At 49.2% G+C, this 18,920-nt stretch carries 22 protein-coding genes and 1 tRNA gene; 3 read left to right on the forward strand and 20 right to left on the reverse strand.

Annotated features, from left to right (window positions below; genetic code table 11):
- Positions 1-24: 24 nt before the first annotated feature.
- Positions 25-106: transfer RNA gene (locus E1757_RS11590), tRNA-Leu, on the reverse strand.
- Positions 107-185: 79 nt separating this feature from the next.
- Positions 186-941, reverse strand: a complete 756-nt coding sequence (locus E1757_RS11595; protein ID WP_133227945.1) for a YqjF family protein — start codon at positions 939-941, stop codon at positions 186-188.
- Between the two features lie 106 nt (positions 942-1,047).
- Between E1757_RS11595 and E1757_RS35755 the strand changes: the two genes are divergently transcribed.
- On the forward strand, positions 1,048-1,191 hold the full coding sequence (locus E1757_RS35755; protein ID WP_165972085.1) for a hypothetical protein: 144 nt from the start codon (positions 1,048-1,050) through the stop codon (positions 1,189-1,191).
- On the opposite strand, the gene E1757_RS11600 is transcribed toward E1757_RS35755, so the two are convergent.
- The 5 genes from E1757_RS11600 to E1757_RS11620 form a co-directional block, all read right to left on the reverse strand.
- The gene (locus E1757_RS11600) at positions 1,151-1,582 is read right to left on the reverse strand and encodes a spore germination protein GerPE (protein ID WP_133227947.1); all 432 of its coding nucleotides are present in this window, start codon (positions 1,580-1,582) and stop codon (positions 1,151-1,153) included. The two genes, E1757_RS35755 and E1757_RS11600, sit on opposite strands and share 41 nt — an antisense overlap.
- A complete protein-coding gene (locus tag E1757_RS11605) occupies positions 1,579-1,788 on the reverse strand; it encodes a spore gernimation protein GerPD (RefSeq protein ID WP_133227949.1) in 210 nt (69 codons plus the stop codon). The genes E1757_RS11600 and E1757_RS11605 overlap by 4 nt, the downstream gene beginning before the upstream one ends.
- Positions 1,785-2,438: a spore germination protein GerPC gene (gene gerPC / locus E1757_RS11610; protein WP_165972086.1), complete on the reverse strand. Its 654-nt coding sequence runs from the start codon at positions 2,436-2,438 to the stop codon at positions 1,785-1,787. Before gerPC ends, E1757_RS11605 begins: the two co-directional genes overlap by 4 nt.
- A gap of 64 nt (positions 2,439-2,502) precedes the next feature.
- Positions 2,503-2,709: a spore germination protein GerPB gene (locus tag E1757_RS11615; protein WP_133227953.1), complete on the reverse strand. Its 207-nt coding sequence runs from the start codon at positions 2,707-2,709 to the stop codon at positions 2,503-2,505.
- A gap of 2 nt (positions 2,710-2,711) precedes the next feature.
- A complete protein-coding gene (locus E1757_RS11620) occupies positions 2,712-2,948 on the reverse strand; it encodes a spore germination protein (protein WP_133227955.1) in 237 nt (78 codons plus the stop codon).
- A 147-nt stretch (positions 2,949-3,095) separates the two neighbouring features.
- Here E1757_RS11620 and E1757_RS11625 point away from each other — a divergent pair, with 147 nt between their 5' ends.
- Together E1757_RS11625 and E1757_RS11630 are read left to right on the forward strand one after the other, a co-directional pair.
- The gene (locus E1757_RS11625; protein WP_133227957.1) at positions 3,096-3,551 is read left to right on the forward strand and encodes an Hsp20/alpha crystallin family protein; all 456 of its coding nucleotides are present in this window, start codon (positions 3,096-3,098) and stop codon (positions 3,549-3,551) included.
- A 37-nt stretch (positions 3,552-3,588) separates the two neighbouring features.
- Positions 3,589-3,927, forward strand: coding sequence for a L,D-transpeptidase (locus E1757_RS11630; RefSeq protein ID WP_133228422.1), 339 nt, complete (start codon positions 3,589-3,591; stop codon positions 3,925-3,927).
- A gap of 49 nt (positions 3,928-3,976) precedes the next feature.
- On the opposite strand, the gene E1757_RS11635 is transcribed toward E1757_RS11630, so the two are convergent.
- The 13 genes from E1757_RS11635 to E1757_RS11695 form a co-directional block, all read right to left on the reverse strand.
- Entirely contained in the window at positions 3,977-5,341 is a 1,365-nt protein-coding gene (locus tag E1757_RS11635; protein WP_133227959.1) for a cytochrome P450, read from the reverse strand.
- Positions 5,342-5,622: 281 nt separating this feature from the next.
- The gene (locus E1757_RS11640; RefSeq protein ID WP_133228424.1) at positions 5,623-6,018 is read right to left on the reverse strand and encodes a YlbF/YmcA family competence regulator; all 396 of its coding nucleotides are present in this window, start codon (positions 6,016-6,018) and stop codon (positions 5,623-5,625) included.
- A 97-nt stretch (positions 6,019-6,115) separates the two neighbouring features.
- Positions 6,116-7,582, reverse strand: coding sequence for a tRNA (N6-isopentenyl adenosine(37)-C2)-methylthiotransferase MiaB (gene miaB, locus E1757_RS11645; RefSeq protein WP_425464836.1), 1,467 nt, complete (start codon positions 7,580-7,582; stop codon positions 6,116-6,118).
- A 179-nt stretch (positions 7,583-7,761) separates the two neighbouring features.
- Positions 7,762-8,331, reverse strand: coding sequence for a phosphate propanoyltransferase (gene pduL / locus E1757_RS11650; protein ID WP_133227963.1), 570 nt, complete (start codon positions 8,329-8,331; stop codon positions 7,762-7,764).
- Positions 8,332-8,581: 250 nt separating this feature from the next.
- Entirely contained in the window at positions 8,582-9,448 is an 867-nt protein-coding gene (locus E1757_RS11655) for a 2-oxoacid:ferredoxin oxidoreductase subunit beta (RefSeq protein WP_133227965.1), read from the reverse strand.
- Positions 9,436-11,187 carry a 2-oxoacid:acceptor oxidoreductase subunit alpha gene (locus E1757_RS11660; RefSeq protein ID WP_133227967.1) on the reverse strand — a complete coding sequence of 584 codons (1,752 nt, stop codon included), beginning with the start codon at positions 11,185-11,187 and terminating at the stop codon, positions 9,436-9,438. Before E1757_RS11660 ends, E1757_RS11655 begins: the two co-directional genes overlap by 13 nt.
- Before the next feature lie 238 nt (positions 11,188-11,425).
- The gene (locus tag E1757_RS11665; protein ID WP_133227969.1) at positions 11,426-12,367 is read right to left on the reverse strand and encodes a dipeptidase; all 942 of its coding nucleotides are present in this window, start codon (positions 12,365-12,367) and stop codon (positions 11,426-11,428) included.
- A gap of 133 nt (positions 12,368-12,500) precedes the next feature.
- On the reverse strand, positions 12,501-12,761 hold the full coding sequence (locus tag E1757_RS11670; protein WP_006286829.1) for a stage V sporulation protein S: 261 nt from the start codon (positions 12,759-12,761) through the stop codon (positions 12,501-12,503).
- Between the two features lie 129 nt (positions 12,762-12,890).
- Positions 12,891-13,685 carry a TIGR00282 family metallophosphoesterase gene (locus E1757_RS11675; protein WP_133227971.1) on the reverse strand — a complete coding sequence of 265 codons (795 nt, stop codon included), beginning with the start codon at positions 13,683-13,685 and terminating at the stop codon, positions 12,891-12,893.
- A gap of 73 nt (positions 13,686-13,758) precedes the next feature.
- Positions 13,759-15,306, reverse strand: a complete 1,548-nt coding sequence (gene rny, locus E1757_RS11680; RefSeq protein WP_133227973.1) for a ribonuclease Y — start codon at positions 15,304-15,306, stop codon at positions 13,759-13,761.
- A gap of 292 nt (positions 15,307-15,598) precedes the next feature.
- Positions 15,599-16,327, reverse strand: a complete 729-nt coding sequence (locus E1757_RS11685) for a regulatory protein RecX (RefSeq protein WP_246079153.1) — start codon at positions 16,325-16,327, stop codon at positions 15,599-15,601.
- A 68-nt stretch (positions 16,328-16,395) separates the two neighbouring features.
- Complete coding sequence (gene recA / locus E1757_RS11690; RefSeq protein WP_133227975.1) at positions 16,396-17,442, reverse strand: recombinase RecA; 1,047 nt, start codon at positions 17,440-17,442, stop codon at positions 16,396-16,398.
- A gap of 216 nt (positions 17,443-17,658) precedes the next feature.
- On the reverse strand, positions 17,659-18,909 hold the full coding sequence (locus E1757_RS11695; RefSeq protein ID WP_133227977.1) for a competence/damage-inducible protein A: 1,251 nt from the start codon (positions 18,907-18,909) through the stop codon (positions 17,659-17,661).
- Positions 18,910-18,920 lie beyond the last annotated feature (11 nt).

Here is an 18,920-nt window from a genome sequence, read left to right on the forward strand (position 1 = left end):
TATACACTAAGGCTTTTCAACATATGCGGTCGGCGGGATTTGAACCCGCACGTCCATGGGACACTACCCCCTCAAGATAGCGTGTCTGCCGTTCCACCACGACCGCGAAGTAACCGGAATTAGAATATACCACACATGGAGCCCCAATTGCAAATATGCATTTTTTCCAGCCGCGCAAGCAAGCGTCAGCTTGAAATTTCGGCCTTGACCAGGGGCCAAATCCATACGTCCTGCATGTGAGAGAAATGCAGCAGCGGCTTGGACTTCATGAGGCGGATCCCTTGACCTGAGGCCATGCTGTTATGCCTAAACTCCGCTTCAGCCGATTGCAGGTTCCAGGGCAGATGATGTATGTCGCCGCGCCAGATCGTACCTTGGCGATCGAAGGTGTACAAACCATATCTTTCGGTCAGCCAGTGTTCCATCGAATGCGGAGTACTGACAAACTGCGGAGAAGCCGGGGCATACGCAGCTTCCAGGGAAACAGCCGCACCTCTGCCATCCCTTCGATGGCTGCTGTAATCGATATGACCTGTCTGCCTACGATTTACCCGCATATCGGCATAAAAATAAGGCAGGTATACGAACCGTCTGGCTGCCATAACCGCCAACCGGTGTGCCGCATCCAAGCTGAAAAAGTAAACGCCGGGCTTGTCCCCCATCGTTACATATGTTCTTACATTCAACTCGGCAAATGCGTTGGCAAACGGGATTGGCGGAAGGCCGCGCAATCGGATCCTTTCCATCCGAAACGGCACAATGCCGATCCAGGCATAGCCGTCAAATATATCGAGCTCAAGACCCGGCGGTACGAGCTGGCGCAGCTCATCATACCGAACCGGCCAATGCGCAAACAGCAAGTCAAGCCAGCGCTGCTTCATCACCCAGAGGCGTTCGGGCAGCTTCCAGGGACGATGGGCTGTCACCTTCAGTGGGTTCATTACGATCACTCCCGCTTCAAATTCATATGTAGAAACATAACCAGGATGCCGACTGGATAAAATAAAATTAGAATCCAATTACACCAATGAATTATAGGAGGAATCGATGAGCTCACAATTTACTTTAGCCAACCTGTCGCCCGAGCTGCTGTCCGAACTGAAACATTTCGAGGAACGTATTCGTGCGGACGCCAATCAAAACATTGTGCTCATTGCCTATTCAGAGGAGACTGCTGCGAAGAAGAAGTAGCCGCAGGCGAAGTCTTTGAGGCGGGTTCGGTAAAAAAATGCCGGATATGCAAAATACGCGATTCGGCTTTTATTCTTTGATTTCCGCCTACCTGCAGGACCGATGCAGCCGTTACCCCCAAGACGTAAACGCAGCCAACATGGATTCGACTGCCCGATTGATCGAAACTCGTCTGCACCGGATCGTTATCGATTGGCGGTAAAGGTATTTCTCTCGAATAAATATCAAAATCGGCTAAATTGCCTTCCTTCCCTTCAAACTCGGGCAGCTCTCTTTGTACGGCCAAAACTTTGGTAACCGGTTGGATCATCACGTTATCTCCGATTTGTAATACGGCGGATTGCGAGACCGTGTTTACCTTCATATCCCAAACGGATGACCATCGATTCATGAACTGCCTTCCTCCCCGCCCCCAGTAGCGGACTCAGAGGATAATGGTGTTTCCACTCCTACAATGACGGATTCCGGCGGCGTATCGAAAATGGAAGAGCAAATAATTTGTTCCGTATCCCCGATTAGAAAAACAGATGAGCTGGAAACGCCGACAACCCGAACATCTCCTACACAGAGCGATTTGTTCGTTACTTGGAAGTTCATATTTCTTCACCTTCGTTCTGTTGTGTTAATTTATTAAAATAATTCCCTACAGCCTTCCTGATATCGTTGCGGGTACGGAACAGTACGGAATCCTTGATTGAAGACATGTTGTCGGCAGAGGCTGCCGGAGCCATCTGCTGCAAATAATACTGCGTGCGAGCTTCCGTCTGCTTCAGAAGATCTTCTACGATCATTTTTTGATGCCAGGCATCGAGCTCTTTCCCATATTGAGCTTGTAGATGTTCTAATTGTTTGGGCACGTGCGTTTCGACATACTGCTTCATCTCCTTTCTAATAGATGCTTGCAGCTCATCCAACGGCTGATACGGTGTTGTGCCGCCTGTCTGCCCACAGCCCTCGCCCACGTTTCCCTCGCCCGCATCCGTAATCGTATTCCCGTTTACTGCCAACTCCTCCAATGCGCTTGGGGTGAGGCCAATATTCATCGTTCCGTCCAGCTTTTCCACTTTTAACTGATCGAACTTATACTCGATCTTATCAATATGGACTCGCTTCTGTTCTTTTAATGCATTCATATCAGCCTGCAGCGATTCGACCGATTTTTGCAAATCGGCTATTTGCCCGGCCTGCACCTCGATTTGCCGCTGCATCTGTTGAATATAGAATGCCCATTGCTGCCAGTAATTCATCTTTCCGCACCTCCCCATTCATCTTATGCATGCAGAATGAAATAGGTGTTAGCCCATTTGCCCGTTACCTTGGATTCGGTAGCGGCACAAGCGAAATGGCTGAGGTAGAAGCCTGCAATTCCGCTGCAGGCTCCGTGTAGCCGCCAGTATTGTACAGGTTGGACAACGGCTTGATTAAACCCGCGCTGCCGATTTGCAGCACCGAGGAGTTGGAAACGCTGTTGACACGAAGCTGGTGGATCACAATGTTTTGATTAACAACCAAATTCATTGCTAAACGACCCCCTGATTTCCGATATCGGTTACTGATGTGTCATTTACATCCTGATCGTTCGTATTGGTGTTGCTGATCGCGTTATTCGTATGGGCCAAATCACCGGTATTAAAGGAGCCTGCACCGGCAAACGTTTTGGATGTGCTGGTTGGCGAAATTTGTATGGTATCACCGATTTGTACGACAGAGCTCGGGCCTACGCTTAAAATTTTAATGTTACCGACAATTGCTGGCATAGACTTTTCTCCTTTTTCCGTTCATCCTACAGTGTATGTCGGCATATGCCCGTAGGCTACTACCTGCCCGATTAAATTGCGCTGCTGTATCAACAAAGGCATTTTCTTCATATATATAAATAAATAGGCGAAAAGGAGCGATCCGTGATGAGTCGAAGAGATACTGATAACAAGTCACGTTGGCACGAAATCGAAAAATTTCTGGGCAATAAACTTCCCCCCGTTCCTTCAAGCGAGCAGTTGGATCTATTGAAGGATACGACCTGGGTTGAAGATTACGTTCAGCAAATATTCGAGAAATCGTTGCCGAAAACTGGGGTGGTGCGCAGCTTGCGAACCAAGCCTGAGATATTCGAAACCCATCACCATGTTATCGTTAAATTGGCATTGGCCCAGCAAGCCAATCCGATCATAAAAGTCAGAACCGATTTGATTAAAATCGAAAGTATTGTGAACAGCCAAAAGCCGCAGCTCATCCGTCTTCCCTGCCATGTTATTCCGAGCACGGCGAGAGCCTCTTATAGAGACGGCATATTGCAAATCAAAGTCCGGAAAAAAAGATTAAATAAAACATACCATGAAGTCAATGTCAGATATTTATAAAAATGACCCTGCCAATATTCTGTATATAAAGGTGTGGATGAACATGTACCGCATTATCGTCGATTTATCGGACCGGAAGTTGTATTTGCTCGACAATAATATTGTAACCCGCGCATTTCCAATCGGCATTGGCAAAGTGTTAACCAAAACCCCCGTCGGCATTTACACGATTATTAACAAAGTCCCGCATCCCGGCGGGCCTTTCGGCGTTCTCTGGATGGGGCTTTCGAGGCCCCATTACGGAATTCACGGAACTAACGCTCCCGGTTCAATCGGTCATGAAGTTTCTCACGGCTGTATCCGGATGTACAACGAAGACGTACTTGCATTATCCCGGCTCGTACCGATCGGTACGCAAGTTACCATCCGGGCCTGAATACGAAAAAAGAAGAGTCTGCGAAATCGCTCTCCTTCCTTCTGTTTATTTATTGTCCGGACTTTCGTTTCGTAACGCTCATCCTTAAGCCCGATTTGGGCCGAAGCGTGATCAGCGGTTCGGGTTCGACGTCGGGGTGGTTCGGCACAAGACTGAGCTTGTAAGTGCTGGCAATCGTAGCGAGGACAAGCGCCGCCTCCATCAGTGCAAAATTGTTCCCGATACATACCCTCGGTCCTCCGCCAAAAGGGAAGTAAGCAAATTGCGGAATCCGCTTCAACAGCTCTCCATCCGCAAAACGTTCGGGAATAAATTGCTCCGGGTGATCGTAATATTTGGGGTTGCGGTGCATAACGTACTGGCTCATCATGATAGTTTCTCCCGGTTTGAACACATGGCCCCCGATCTCGACTTCTTCGGTCACTTCGCGATTTATTACCCATACAGCCGGATAGAGTCGCATCGACTCCCATATGATCTGATTCAAATATTCCAGCTTTCCGATATCCTCCACCGTAGGCTTCCTGTCTGCGAGCTCCCGATCCAGCTCCTGCCACAGCTTTCTCTCCACCTCCGGATGAAGCGACAGCAAATACCAGGTCCAGGACAATGTGTTTGCGGTCGTCTCATGGCCAGCCAAAAATATCGTCATTACCTCATCGCGCACCTGCCGGTCCGTCATGCCGCTGCCATCCTCTTCATCCTTCGCAGCAAGCAGCATGGACAGCAGGTCATCGCCTGTATGGTCCGCGGGCTGCCGGTTACGGCGTTCTTCGATGATGCCGTATATGACCTCGTCCAACGTTTGCGCCGCTTGTTTGAACTCTACATTGCTTTTGGTTGGAATGCTTTCCGGGATATCGAAGATGGAGGTGGCTTTGTTGCTCACATATTTCATTCCCACTTCAACCGCATGCCCGATTTCAAGGAGCCCTCCCTTCAGGCTGGTGCCAAACATCGTGTGCGTAATAATGTTTAAGGTTAGCTCCATCATATCGTCGGTAATAGAACGTTCTTCTCCGTTATTCCAATCTGCGAGCAGCTGCTCAGTTAACTCGACCATCGAATCCGCATAGCGGCTTACCCTGTCTTTTCGAAAGGACGGCTGCATCAGCCGGCGCTGGCGCAAATGCATCCCACCTTCGCTGGTCAATATGCCCTCGCCTACGACCGCTTTGGCCGTCTGCAGCCCTTTTGCTTTTTTAAACGATTTTTGTTTCGTTTGCAGCACTTCTTTAATAAGCTCAGGATCGCTGATTAAATACAGATGTCGGGACGGGCCAAACCGCAGATATGCAATATCTCCGTACTGCTGCTGGGTTTCGATTAAAAACGCGAGCGGATTTTTACGAAATGCGAGCAGGTTGCCCGAGATCGGGAGTCCTTTAGGTCCTGGTGTTTTCGTGGTCGGCATTTTTTTCCTCCTCAAAGTTTCGTGAGAAAACTTGCGTCGTAAGCACAGCCTTAAGTTTGCTTTTTTAGCTGATATTTAGTATCCGTCGTTTGCCCGATTCTATACCCATATAATGTAAGGATAAACGGCTTCGTCATCCTTCGAGAACAAGCGCGTTTGTCAAGGTTGTGCAAAGCAACATATAAAATCGTATACTTTCTGCTCAACCAAAAAAACCGTCGGCATCGGCGAAAACCGATGCTGACGGTTTGAACGGCAAGAACAATACATGGACACGCGAATTAACTGGCTGAACTCGATTCGACCGTAATTTTCTCGGAAACCGTGTCGCGAATGACAGACATGACCAGCTGCAGCAAATAATTGATATCCTCCTGCGACTGGCGGAACTCGTTGACGATAGGAATCGAATCCAGCTGATTTTGCAGCTCCTCAATCTCTTTTTCGATTTTCTCGACCATTTTTTTATTTTCAAATGACTCGAAGGCTACAATTTCTTTCTGCTTCTTTTTAATGGCGCTGATGAGCGTCTGAATCTGATCGTTGGACGATATCTGAACTTCCGCCTTTTGAAAAAATTGAACCTCATTGGAAGTCGAGATTAAATCCGCCAATTCTTTCGCTTTTGCCATAATATCCTCGCGCACGATCATTTCCGTATTCGTAAAGCATTCCATATTGCTGCATTGCATTTGTTCATGATCGTGGTCATGATGGTTATGATTATCGTGTCCTGACACTGGCCGGCACGCTCCTTGTCCAATATTTATTGTTTTATTTCGCTACAGCGGCGGACACCCATTCGCCCTTGATGTACCAGGTTTGGGCATCGGTTATTTGAACCGGTACGATTTTGCCGATCAAGTCCTTCGGTCCGGTTAAATGAACCAGCTTGTTCGTACGAGTACGGCCGGCCAAAACGTCGGCATTATTTTTGCTTTCGCCTTCGACCAGGACGTCCAGCAGTTGGCCCTTCATTTTATCGTTGCTTTCTTTGCTGAATTGGCCCAACACGTCATTAAGCCGGTACAAACGGTTCTTCTTTACTTCCATCGGAACGTCGTCGGTCATATCGGCTGCCGGAGTCCCTTCGCGAGGGGAGTATATGAACGTATACGCACTATCGTATTTAACCTCTTTGACTAACGCGAGCGTTTCTTCAAACTGCTCTTCCGTTTCGCCAGGAAAGCCGACGATAATGTCTGTTGTCAGACTTACATCGGGAATCGCTTCTTTGATTTTGGCAACGAGCTCCAAATAATGCTCCCGCGTATATTTGCGGCTCATCCGTTTTAATATCTCATTGCTGCCCGATTGGACCGGCAAATGGATTTGCTCCACCAGATTGCCCCTCTTCGCCAAAACCTCAATCAGGTGGTCGTCAAAATCACGTGGATGCGACGTCGTAAAGCGGACCCTGGGGATATCGATTTTCGAAATATCGTTCATCAGATCGCCGAAACGATAATCGCTATCCTCAAAATCTTTCCCGTAAGCATTCACATTTTGACCGAGCAGCATAATTTCCTGATAGCCCTGTCTCGCCAAATCTCGCACCTCGGCCAGCACGTCCTGCGGCTTCCGGCTGCGCTCTTTGCCGCGGGTATACGGTACGATACAATAGGTGCAAAACTTGTCGCAGCCATACATGATGTTGACCCAGGCCTTAATGCCTTCGCGTTTTTTCGGAAGATTCTCGACGATATCGCCTTCTTTGGACCATACCTCGATAACGATTTCTTTGCTGAAATATGCTTCCTTTAACAAAAACGGCAGTCTATGGATATTATGCGTACCGAAAATCAAATCGACGAACGGATGCTTCTTCAAAATTCGATTGACGACCGCTTCCTCCTGCGACATACAACCGCATACACCGAGCACCAACGACGGCTTTTCGGCTTTTAAATGCTTCAAATGGCCCAGCTCTCCGAATACTTTGTCCTCGGCATTTTCGCGTACGGCACATGTATTCAGCAATATTACATCGGCTAGACGGCGGTCTTCCGTCGGCTTGTAGCCCATCTGCTCCAGAAGTCCCATGATCGTTTCCGTATCATGCTCATTCATTTGGCAGCCGTAGGTTTGGATCAAATAATATTTGTCATGGCCGAAAGCACGCATTTCTTCCGGAATGTCAAAATCGTAATGGACCTGAATGTCCTCTTTCCCCCGTTTTTTTGCATCGGTGAGAGACGGCGGCTGAAAATATTTCTCGTAATCTTTCGTTTCCTTAGGCAAATGGTGCACCTTCCTTCTATATAAACAAGTCATTTATGAATAGTCTTGACGATAAATTATAACATTTTTCCTACGGCAGTTCCAAGTCCCTTAAAAAGGCGAATTCCGCACAAAATGCTAAACGCCAAAAATTCTCTGCGTCAAGCAGAGAATTTTCGTTCAAGCGCACATTGCCGCAATTACAACAAAATTTCAGCCATATCTCCCGTCTTGACACCTGCAGCATTCGCTTCATCCGTATCGATATGCATATCGAGCGCATATTGATCGGAGACCCGCGCCAGCACTTGCTCAAAAATGAGGGCACGCTCGCCCGACACTTTGACTGTTAACAGTTGCTTGTCCTTAATACCCCAACGTTCGGCATCGCTTGTATGGAAATGGATGTGCCTGGCAGCCACAATGACGCCTTCGTCGACTGTAACCTCGCCGGCCGGACCTATAATCTGAACACCCGGTGTGCCTTCCGTTTTTCCCGATTCGCGAACCGGCGGATTCAGTCCGACAACAAACGCATCCGTGCGCGATATTTCCAGCTGTGTTTTACCGCGGGCCGGCCCGAGAATGCGTACTTTATCAAAACGGCCTTTCGGCCCTGCAACCGCAACGGTTTCCGCTGCGGCATATTGTCCCGGCTGGGATAACTCTTTCAATACTTTCAGCTCGTAGCCGCTGCCGAATAATTGTTCGATATGCCGCTCGGACAAATGAATATGTCTTGCGGAAACGCCGATTGGTACTTGTTTCATTGCGTCCACCCCGCTTATCTCTATATGTAAATCTATTTGAGGCTGTCGATGTACGATTGGAAGAGGCTTGCCTTTATCCCTTTCCATCGGCTGTTTCTATTATAGCGTTTTTCCAAACCAGAATAAACAGCTTGGCCGTCCTTAGGGACGAGCGCGTTTATCAAGGTTGTGCGAAGCCAGGTATAAAATCTTATGCTGATTAACTTAAAAAGCATATGGCGGTGAGCCATATGCTTCTGGTATGACGTGATTATTTGAATTCGGCAACCAATTTGTCAAATTCTTGTTCCGAAATTTTAAGATTTTGCTTGGCAAGCGCTTCTTCCTTAAAGCCGGGAACAAGATTTTCGTAGCTGGTTTTGCTCGTATTTTGATAAATTAATCCGGTAAGCAATCCGTTCGTTTCCATAATCTTGGTCATCGCCATAACACGGTTGGATGGATCGTAATCCGGCGTTTCTTCCAGATCCACGATGTTTTCTTTGAACCAGTCGTAGGTGTTAACTTTGTTGAACGTGACACAAGGGCTGAATACGTTGATGAACGAGAATCCTTTATGCTTCATACCGGCTTCGATCAAAGCCGTCAGCTGCTTCAGATTGCTGGAGAACGATTGAGCCACGAATGTCGCGCCAGCGGCCAAAGCCACTTCCAACGGAGACAATGCGGATTCAATGGAGCCCGCAGGCGTACTTTTCGTTTTGAAGCCTTCGGAGCTCCGCGGCGAAGTTTGGCCTTTGGTCAAGCCGTATATTTGGTTGTCCATGACAATATAGGTAATATCGATATTACGGCGGATCGCATGTACCGTATGGCCCATACCGATCGCAAATCCGTCCCCGTCGCCGCCTGCCGCAAGCACAGTCAGCTCGCGGTTAGCCATTTTCAAGCCTTGCGCGATGGGAAGCGAACGGCCGTGTACACCGTGGAAGCCGTATGCGTTAATGTAACCGGAGATACGTCCGGAGCAGCCGATACCGGAAACGACGCCCAACTGTTCAGGCTCCAGGCCAACGCTGGCAGCCGCTCTTTGAATTGCCGCTTGAATCGAGAAGTCGCCGCAGCCCGGGCACCAGTTCGGTTTAATATTGTTACGGAAGTCTTTTAATGTTGCCATACAAGATTCAACTCCTGACAAAATGTTGTAATTTCTGCCGGCAAGAACGGGTTACCGTTATATTTCAGCAAGCTTTTGATCTTATCCGCATAACCTACGTTCAATTTGATCAAGGATGCCAATTGAGCCGTAGCGTTGTTTTCAATGACAACTACCGTTTTGGCCTTAGCGATATATGGCTTCAATTCTTCGGCCGGGAACGGATGCAGCAGACGAACCGTTGCATGGTTGGTTTTAATGCCTTGAGCCGACAGGCGCGTTCTCGCTTCGTCGATCGTACCGCCTGTGGAGCCCATGCCGATAATGAGCAAGTCCGGCTCTGCATGAGGAGCATCGACCAGGATCGGGTTCGTTACCTTGATATGGTTCATTTTCTCCATACGTTTATCCATCATCTTCTTGCGGTTATCCGTGCTCTCCGACGGGCGGCCTTCCTGGTCATGCTCGACGCCGGTCACATGGTGAATACCGTGTTTTTGGCCCGGAATTACGCGCGGCGATACACCGTCATTCGAATATTCATAACGCTTGAACAGTTTATTCTCCTCGTTAGCCGGAAGCTCGCCTTCGATCAGACGTCCGCGTTCGATTTGAATTTTATTGTAATCCAGCATCTCGCAGGATTGTTTGCCTAACGAAAGCTGAAGGTCTGTCAGCAAAATAACCGGACATTGGTATTTCTCGGCAAGGTTGAACGCCTGAATCGTGTCATAGAAGCATTCTTCAATTGTCGAAGGCGACAACACGATCTTCGGAATCTCGCCATGCGTACCGTAAATCATCGCGTACAAGTCGGATTGCTCCTGCTTGGTCGGAAGGCCGGTACTTGGACCACCGCGCTGCGTGTCCACGATCACAATCGGCGTTTCCGTCATGCCGGCAAGACCGATGGCCTCCATCATCAGGGAAAGACCGGGACCCGCCGATGCCGTCATGGTGCGGACACCGCCGTAGTTGCCTCCGATCGCCATCGTTACCGCAGCGATTTCGTCTTCCGTTTGAATAACAGCGCCGCCGAATTTGGGGAGCACCTTGGTCAAGTATTCCATAATTTCAGATGCGGGGGTAATCGGATAGGCCGGCATAAAACGGCAGCCTCCGACAACGGCGCCAAGGCCGATCGCATCGTTACCGATCATAAACAATTTTTGCTTGCCGTCCGCAGGCTCCAATTGGAACTCTGGCAGCGGACCGCCGTTTGCTTCCAAAATAAATTCAGCCGCTTTACGTACCGCTTCGATATTTTTCTCGACGACGGCCGGACCTTTGCGTCCGAATTCTTCTTCCACCGCTTTATTAAACACTTCCAAAGGCAGCCCGAGCAAAGCCCAAGATGCGCCGGAAGCAGCCATATTTTTAAATAGGGAAGTTCCTAGCTCTTCAGCAATAGCCGTAATCGGAACAGGGAACAAACGGGCTTTGACGCCTTCTGGTACCACAGGATTAAATTTCGCATCGGCCACGATTACTCCATTCTCCCGAAGCTCAAATGCGTTTAAATCGATTGTTTCTTGGTCAAATGCAACAAGGATATCCAGATCGTCCGAAATCGCACGAATAGGCTTTGTGCTGATTCTGATCTTGTTGTTGGTGTGCCCTCCCTTGATACGAGAGGAGAAATGACGGTACCCGTACAAATAATATCCAAGACGATTCAACGCCGTAGAGAAAATTTTGTCGGTACTTTCAACACCTTCCCCTTGTTGTCCTCCGATCTTCCAAGATAATTGGCTAATCACCGTTGTCCACTCCTTCTGAATAGTCACTGACTTTTTGCAACAGATCAACTTATGGTTAAAAGAAATTTAATAATTGGATAAAAAATTTCTTTCAGTTGTCATCCAAATTTTATGATTTTACGCGCTAAAAAGCAAGTGGTTTACGACAAAATGAAACATAGTATTTTTAGATGATATCTATATCGAAATTAGATTGATTATTTACTGAACGATATCCATTCCAGATGTAAACGTTTATTTACAGCGCAGGCAAGTTTTTAGCGAAAAATGAGTGCCAATTTCCGAATAAAAAGCCTTCAACCGACTCCTTGCTGTAATACCGGCTAAGTTTTTCCGTCAAATTAGCGAAATGTCCGGCATGCTCCAAACCAGGTATTTTCGTATCGATTCCGTCAAAGTCGGAGCCAAGCACCAGATTGTGTTCCCCGCCCAAAGCGCAAATATGCTCGACGTGCCTGAGCAGCGAATCAATCGAAGCGCTGCCGCCGCCGCTCGCAAACGATGGGACGAAGGTGAGACCGATTCGACCTTCCATCCGAATCAACGTGCGGATCTGGTCGTCGTTCAGGTTGCGGGGGTGGCTGCAGACCGCTCTTGCGTTCGCATGCGTTGCTACGATCGGCTTCGCGGAATGGTCCGCAAGATCCCAGAAAGACCGAACCGATAAATGAGACACATCTAATATTATACCCAAATCATTGCACTCTTTAATAAACCTTTTCCCTTTATTTGAAAATCCGCTCTGTCTTGGTTCCAATACACCGTCTGCCGCCCAATTGGCATGATTCCAGGTGACGCCGATCATACGCACGCCAAGCAGCTGCAAGATTTGCGTATACAGCGAATGGTCGTTAATCGCATCCGCCCCTTCCAGCGTAAGGATCGCTCCGCGCTTCGTTCCGTTCATCACCTGCTCCAGGTCGGACTTGTTTTTGATGACGATCCACTTGTCGGTTTGTGCAACCTTGCGATAAAAAATATTTATGTACTCCAAATAATGATCGAAGCGGGGCTGCCGGACTGCTTCGGATAAATAAATGGCGAAGCATTGAATTTTAATATCCGATTTGACCACATGGGCATAGCTGACATCCAGCGCGGTTTGATGCGGGTCGTAAAAGTCAATCTCCGGGTGCTCGACCATTTTCCACAATACATCGCAATGACCGTCGATAATCATCGGCCAACTCCCTCCATTCTCATGGTTCGTTTCTGAAACTCCAAGCGCAGCCGGCATCCAGGATAAATTAAAAAAACCTGTCTACAATGTAAACAGGCGGATAACCAAACCATATTTGGATGGATAGGAGCTATTATCTAGGCTCTACGATCAGTTTAATAGCCGTCCGATCCTCACCATCGATCACGATGTCGGTAAACGCTGGTATGCAAATCAAATCAACCCCACTGGGAGCCACAAATCCACGGGCAATCGCTACGGCTTTAATAGCTTGGTTGAGGGCGCCGGCACCGATCGCTTGCAGCTCGGCTGCCCCACGCTCACGCAATACCCCTGCTAACGCGCCAGCTACGGAGTTAGGATTGGACTTTGCTGAAACTTTTAATACTTCCATGAAAAGTACCTCCTCGGGAATGATGGATTGCTTCCAGTACTATTCATATTCTAGGAATTTGCGGTTAATTCCTTCTTCTCGAAGATGGTATTTTCTAATAATTTTGAATCGTCGTTCAATTCTGATTATTTATTCAAACAGCAGCTGGTCCTCATCCATCCGTATGAGCTGCACCTTTTTACCGAGGCCGGTCGCAGGATCCAAATCGATGCATACCGCGTGAAAATGCCACTTCCCTTCGTCCACGACAAAGCGGACCGGCAGCTGCGTCCTGAATTTCTGCATGACTGCCGTTCGTTCCATGCCGAGAATTCCGTCACGCGGCCCTACCATGCCGACATCGGTGACATATGCCGTGCCAAGCGGCAGAACGCGCTCGTCATGCGTTTGAACATGCGTATGAGTACCTACCACAGCCGACACCTTCCCGTCCAAATGCCACCCCATTGCAAGCTTCTCCGACGTTGCTTCCGCGTGGAAGTCAACCAATATATACTTATGCTTTTTTTTCTGCGCCTCTAAAATGGCGTCCGCTTTTTCGAACGGACAATCCAGCGGCGGCAAAAAAGTACGCCCTTGCAAGTTGATAATAAGCAGCTCCTGGTCTTTCACTTTGATTGTCGTATAGCCCCGGCCCGGCGTCCCTTTCGGAAAGTTGGCCGGTCTGACCATCCGTTCCTCGTCATCGATAAAATCGAAAATTTCTTTCTGGTCCCACGTATGATTGCCCATCGTAAGGCCATGCACGCCCAGCTCGAACAGTTCCTTGGCAATGTTTGCCGTTATTCCTCTCCCTGCAGCCGAATTTTCCCCGTTTGCAATAATAAAATGCGGATTCAGCTTTGTTTTCAATTTCGGCAAATACGTTTTCATCGCATTACGCCCGACCGACCCGACAATATCACCGATGAATAAAATTCTCATGCCTCGAAGTTCTCCCTTCTTGTATAAGCCAAAAGAAAAGTGGCTTAATCAGCCACTTTTCCCCATTGTACTATTATTTTGCATATTCGACTGCACGTGTCTCGCGAATGACGGTTACCTTGATATGACCCGGGTAATCCAATTCGCCTTCGATCTTCTTCGTTATGTCGCGTGCCAGGCGGAAAGCTTCCGTATCGTCCACCTTCTCAGGCTGAACCATGACGCGCACTTCACGACCTGCCTGGATCGCATACGACTTCTCGACGCCTTCGAACGATTCCGAAATTTCTTCAAGCTTTTCCAGACGCTTGATGTACGTCTCAAGCGTTTCACGGCGCGCTCCCGGACGGGCTGCCGACAATGCGTCTGCCGCGCCGACCAGCATGGCAATGACCGATGTGGCTTCACAGTCGCCGTGATGCGATGCAATACTGTTAATGACGACAGGGTGCTCTTTGTATTTCTTGGCAATTTCGACGCCAATTTCAACGTGAGACCCTTCAACTTCATGATCCAATGCTTTACCGATATCATGCAGGAGACCGGCACGTTTCGCCAATGTCACGTCTTCCCCGAGCTCTCCCGCCATCAATCCGGTTAAGTAGGCGACTTCCATCGAATGCTTCAACACGTTTTGTCCATAGCTTGTTCTGAATTTAAGTCGGCCTAAAATTTTGATCAAATCCGGGTGCAATCCATGAACACCGGTTTCAAATGTTGCCTGTTCCCCGTATTCACGGATGCGCTCATCCACTTCCTTGCGGGATTTCTCGACCATTTCTTCAATGCGAGCGGGATGAATACGTCCGTCTGCAACTAACTTCTCAAGCGAAGTGCGGGCAATCTCACGGCGAATCGGATCAAAACCGGACAAAATGACGGCTTCAGGGGTATCGTCAATGATCAGATCGATTCCCGTCAATGTCTCCAAAGCTCTGATATTTCTTCCTTCGCGACCGATAATGCGGCCTTTCATTTCTTCATTCGGCAGCGAAACTACGGAAACGGTCGTTTCGGCTACATGATCCGCAGCGCAACGTTGAATGGCGAGCGTAATAATCTCGCGCGCTTTCTTGTCGCCTTCTTCTTTAGCCTGCTGCTCGATTTCCTTAATCAACTGCGCCGTTTCATGCCGAACTTCTTGTTCCACGTTGCTCAGGATGATTTGTTTCGCATCTTCCATCGTCAGAGCGGATATCCGCTCCAGTTCAGCAACCTGCTTTTTGTAAATTTCATCAATTTGCGATTGGGTTTCTTCAATTCTTTTCTCTTTGTTGGCGACCTGCTCTTCTTTCTTTTCTAGAGATTCCAATTTTTTATCCAGCGATTCCTCTTTTTGCAACAGACGTCTCTCTTGTCGTTGAGTTTCATTTCGACGATCACGAATGTCTTTTTCAGCTTCGGTCCGGAGCTTGTGAATTTCATCCTTCGCTTCCAGAACCGCTTCTTTCCTTAGTGCTTCCGCCTCTTTAGTCGCGCTTTCCTTAATTTGCTGGGCGGCGTGTTCAGCACTCGAAATCTTCGCTTCTGCAATGGATTTGCGGATAAAATAACCAATCCCTAAGCAAAGTGCACCAACAACGAGAACGATTAAAATCCAGATGACCGGATTGTCTAGCATCCAGTTCACCTCCTCGTTGTTTCTCCAAGGGGTAAGCTTGGGACAGTATGGTTTTTAATCCGTTTTACAAGCGTAAGAATTTAAAGTAAAAATTGGCGATTTTACTTTTGCGAATTTTCCCGTTAAGCAATCAGGAAGATTCTTGTATAAAAATACATATGATTATTTTATCTTTTGTCCGAGAAGCTTGTCAAGGTGTCCGGCACAGAATTGGTTCGGTTACAGCTTACGGAAAGAGGTTTCCAAATAATCCCATCAAATTAAATGGCATTAACAACTAAAATTAATGATGTTAATCATCAAAATCGGACTCCGCAAGCTCCTCCTCTTCCCAATCTCCCGCCGATCCGATTTGTTTCATTACTTTTGAAATGACCCCCGAGCTGTACCCTCTGCGCTGTAGAAAAGCAATCGCCTTTCTTTTGGCTTTGAGCACGTCTGCGGCCGCTTCCGTACGATATTTTTTTAACGCGAGCTCCAGCGCGCTGCTGTATTCCGTATCTTCGTCGATCTGCTCGATCGCTTGGTTGATCTGCTCCGGCTTTACACCCTTTTGCTTCAGCTCCTGCTTAACCCAGTTGCGTCCCTTCTTTTGCGAGCCGATCCGCTGTTTGGCCAATTGCTCTGCAAATAACCGGTCATCGATATACTTCTCCCGCTTCAACCGTTCCAGCGTGTCTGTAATCAACCGCCCGTCGTATCCTTTTTGCTTCAGCCGGAAGGTCAACTCTTGCTCGGAGCGGAGTCTTGACGCAAGCAGCCTTACCGCGTCCAAATATGCGCGCTGCTTGTCCTCCGCTTGAGCGATCTCGTTCATCTCATTGCGGCTGACCTCCACACCTTTGACAAGCCGGTATTTAATCAGTATATCCTCATGGATGGAGCAGGCGAATTGTTCATCAATATACAGGTTGTACCGGTCTTTCGATCGCTTCTGCCGTTCGACCTTCGTTATCGTTCCGGTTACGCTCCGCTCTTTCGTCTCATTCGTCGCTTTCATCTCGTTCCACTCATTATCCAAGTTGAATAACACCCCGATTATAAGGCAAAGGCACCTTCTACCGATCGTAAAGGTGCCTCTTAACCTGCTTATTCGATTGCCGCCAAATCTTCGTCTTCTTCGACCTCGTCGAGGTCGGAGCCGTTCGCTACGATCAGATTGCTGTTCTCGCGTATTTTCTTCTCGATCACGTCAGCGATCTGCGGGTTCTCCTTCAGAAACTGCTTCGCATTCTCGCGGCCTTGTCCAAGACGGTCGTTGTCGAAGGAGTACCAAGCGCCGCTCTTCTGAACGATATCCATTTCCGAACCGATATCGATAATGCTGCCTTCCTTGGAAATGCCTTCTCCGTACATAATGTCAATTTCCGCTTGCTTAAATGGAGGCGCTACTTTATTCTTTACGACTTTGATACGCGTGCGGTTACCGACCATATCGTTGCCTTGCTTGATCGTTTCAATCCGACGCACATCGAGCCGGACGGTGGAATAAAACTTCAACGCCCGCCCGCCGGGAGTCGTCTCCGGATTGCCGAACATGACGCCGACTTTCTCGCGGAGCTGGTTAATGAAGATCGCGATGACCTTCGATTTATTGATGGCGCCGGAAAGCTTACGCAGCGCCTGTGACATGAGACGGGCCTGCAGACCGACGTGGGAGTCGCCCATCTCGCCCTCGATTTCCGCTTTCGGCACCAGCGCCGCAACCGAGTCGATGACGATAATATCGACGGCGCCGCTGCGGACGAGCGCTTCCGCGATCTCCAGCGCCTGCTCGCCCGTATCCGGCTGGGATAACAGCAGCTCGTCAATATTAATGCCCAGCTTGCTGGCATACAGCGGGTCCAACGCATGCTCGGCATCAATAAACGCAGCTTGTCCGCCCGCCTTCTGTACTTCGGCGATAGCATGCAGTGCCACCGTTGTTTTACCTGACGATTCCGGTCCGTATACTTCTATAATTCTGCCGCGCGGAAAACCGCCGATACCTAACGCAATATCGAGAGCCAATGAACCGCTAGGGATCGTTTCAACTTGCATATGGGTGGATTCACCCAGCTTCATAATGGAGCCTTTCCCAAATTGCTTTTCAATTTGACGAAGGGCACTTTCCAATGCTGCACGCCGATCTGCCAAAACAGTCACTTCCTTTTTTCGTATTTGGATAATTACATGATAACTGGTTTTGTTTGTGTTGCCAAGCATTTTTTTACGAACATACATTCGATTCGATTTCAAAAGAAAAACCGTAACAAAGTGGCCACGACTTGTTACGGTACTTCCGTATATCTATTATATGACATCTCAGCCAACCATTTCAAGCTTAATTTTGAGGGATGAGCCACCCTGCTTTTATTCAGTCCGGAGCAGCTTCCACAGCTGATACAAAGCGCTTTTGGCGGCGCGCCATTTGATCGAGGCCCGGTTTCCGGAAAGCTGCAGCCGTTCTACAACCGTATCGCCCTGCTTGCGCGCAACTCCCACGTAAACGAGTCCGACCGGCTTGCCCTCCGACGAATCCGGACCGGCTACACCGGTGATGGACACCGCATAATCGGAGCCGGCCTGCTCCCGCATCTGTTCGGCTAATTGGCGCGCCGTTTCGCTGCTGACGGCTCCGGGCGCATCCGGACCTTCAAGGACGTCCATAGGCACGCCCAGCAGCTTGTGCTTCAATTCATTGGTGTAGCAGACGATGCCTCCCCGGTACACGGCGGAGCTGCCGGGAACGGAGGTGATCATATCGCTGAACAAGCCGCCCGTACAGCTCTCCGCAGCCGCCAGGAGCAGCTTGCGGCCACTCAGGATGCGGACGATCTCCTGCTCGAGCGTAACGTCCTCGGCCGCATATATATGCTGCCCCAGCCTGCCGCGAATTTCGCGCTCGACCGGGTCGAGCTTAAGATCCGCCTCCGCTTGTGTTGCCGCCCGTGTGGTCAAACGGATCGCCACCTCGCCTTCTTTGGCGTAAGGAGCGATCGTCGGGTCGCTCTGGCGCTCGATCAAATCCAGCAGCTCGTGCTCCAGCGACGATTCGCCGATCCCGGCGAACTTGAGCATGCGCGAAAACAAGGGCTGCGCCTGATTCATTTTCGACGAAATCCACGCCGCCGCATACCGTTCGAACATCGGCTTCATTTCTTTCGGCGGGCCGGGCAGCAATATATAGCTGGTACCGTCCTGCGTCAGCGCCACGCCGACGGCAAGCCCGTTATCGTTCGCCAGCGGATCGCTGTTCTCCAGCATCAGCGCCTGTCTGCGATTGCTCTCTACCATATGTACTCCGCGCGTGCGGAACATCTCTTCGATCTTGTCCATGGACGGCTGGTGCATTACGATTTGCCGGCCAAGAGAAGCGGCCAGCGCATCTTTCGTCAAGTCGTCCTGCGTCGGTCCGAGACCGCCGGTGCATATAATCAGATCGGCCCGGCTTTTGGCCGTCTGCAGCGCATTCGTCAACCGCTCCGTATTATCCCCGACCACGGTCTGGTAATAAACCCCGACCCCCAAGTCCGCACAAGCCTGCGCCAAATATTGCGCGTTCGTATTCAGAATTTGTCCCAGCAACAGCTCGGTGCCTACCGCTATGATCTCCGCTTTCATCGTCCCATCCC

It is taken from the genome of Paenibacillus piri (assembly GCF_004354045.1).
Classification (GTDB): domain Bacteria; phylum Bacillota; class Bacilli; order Paenibacillales; family NBRC-103111; genus Paenibacillus_S; species Paenibacillus_S piri.

Coding starts and splice junctions, on each gene's coding strand:
- E1757_RS11620 (WP_133227955.1), bottom strand. CDS start 2,948: ATGCCAGCAATTGTCGGTAACATTAAAATTTTAAGCGTAGGCCCGAGC.
- E1757_RS11635 (WP_133227959.1), bottom strand. CDS start 5,341: ATGCCGACCACGAAAACACCAGGACCTAAAGGACTCCCGATCTCGGGC.
- E1757_RS11605 (WP_133227949.1), bottom strand. CDS start 1,788: ATGAACTTCCAAGTAACGAACAAATCGCTCTGTGTAGGAGATGTTCGG.
- E1757_RS11675 (WP_133227971.1), bottom strand. CDS start 13,685: ATGAGAATTTTATTCATCGGTGATATTGTCGGGTCGGTCGGGCGTAAT.
- E1757_RS11615 (WP_133227953.1), bottom strand. CDS start 2,709: ATGAATTTGGTTGTTAATCAAAACATTGTGATCCACCAGCTTCGTGTC.
- E1757_RS11670 (WP_006286829.1), bottom strand. CDS start 12,761: ATGGAAGTATTAAAAGTTTCAGCAAAGTCCAATCCTAACTCCGTAGCT.
- E1757_RS11655 (WP_133227965.1), bottom strand. CDS start 9,448: ATGGCAACATTAAAAGACTTCCGTAACAATATTAAACCGAACTGGTGC.
- rny (WP_133227973.1), bottom strand. CDS start 15,306: ATGCTAGACAATCCGGTCATCTGGATTTTAATCGTTCTCGTTGTTGGT.
- E1757_RS35755 (WP_165972085.1), top strand. CDS start 1,048: ATGAGCTCACAATTTACTTTAGCCAACCTGTCGCCCGAGCTGCTGTCC.
- E1757_RS11630 (WP_133228422.1), top strand. CDS start 3,589: ATGAACATGTACCGCATTATCGTCGATTTATCGGACCGGAAGTTGTAT.
- E1757_RS11640 (WP_133228424.1), bottom strand. CDS start 6,018: ATGGAATGCTTTACGAATACGGAAATGATCGTGCGCGAGGATATTATG.
- pduL (WP_133227963.1), bottom strand. CDS start 8,331: ATGAAACAAGTACCAATCGGCGTTTCCGCAAGACATATTCATTTGTCC.
- gerPC (WP_165972086.1), bottom strand. CDS start 2,438: ATGAATTACTGGCAGCAATGGGCATTCTATATTCAACAGATGCAGCGG.
- E1757_RS11625 (WP_133227957.1), top strand. CDS start 3,096: ATGAGTCGAAGAGATACTGATAACAAGTCACGTTGGCACGAAATCGAA.
- E1757_RS11665 (WP_133227969.1), bottom strand. CDS start 12,367: ATGATTATCGACGGTCATTGCGATGTATTGTGGAAAATGGTCGAGCAC.
- E1757_RS11600 (WP_133227947.1), bottom strand. CDS start 1,582: ATGAATCGATGGTCATCCGTTTGGGATATGAAGGTAAACACGGTCTCG.
- E1757_RS11695 (WP_133227977.1), bottom strand. CDS start 18,909: ATGAAAGCGGAGATCATAGCGGTAGGCACCGAGCTGTTGCTGGGACAA.
- E1757_RS11595 (WP_133227945.1), bottom strand. CDS start 941: ATGAACCCACTGAAGGTGACAGCCCATCGTCCCTGGAAGCTGCCCGAA.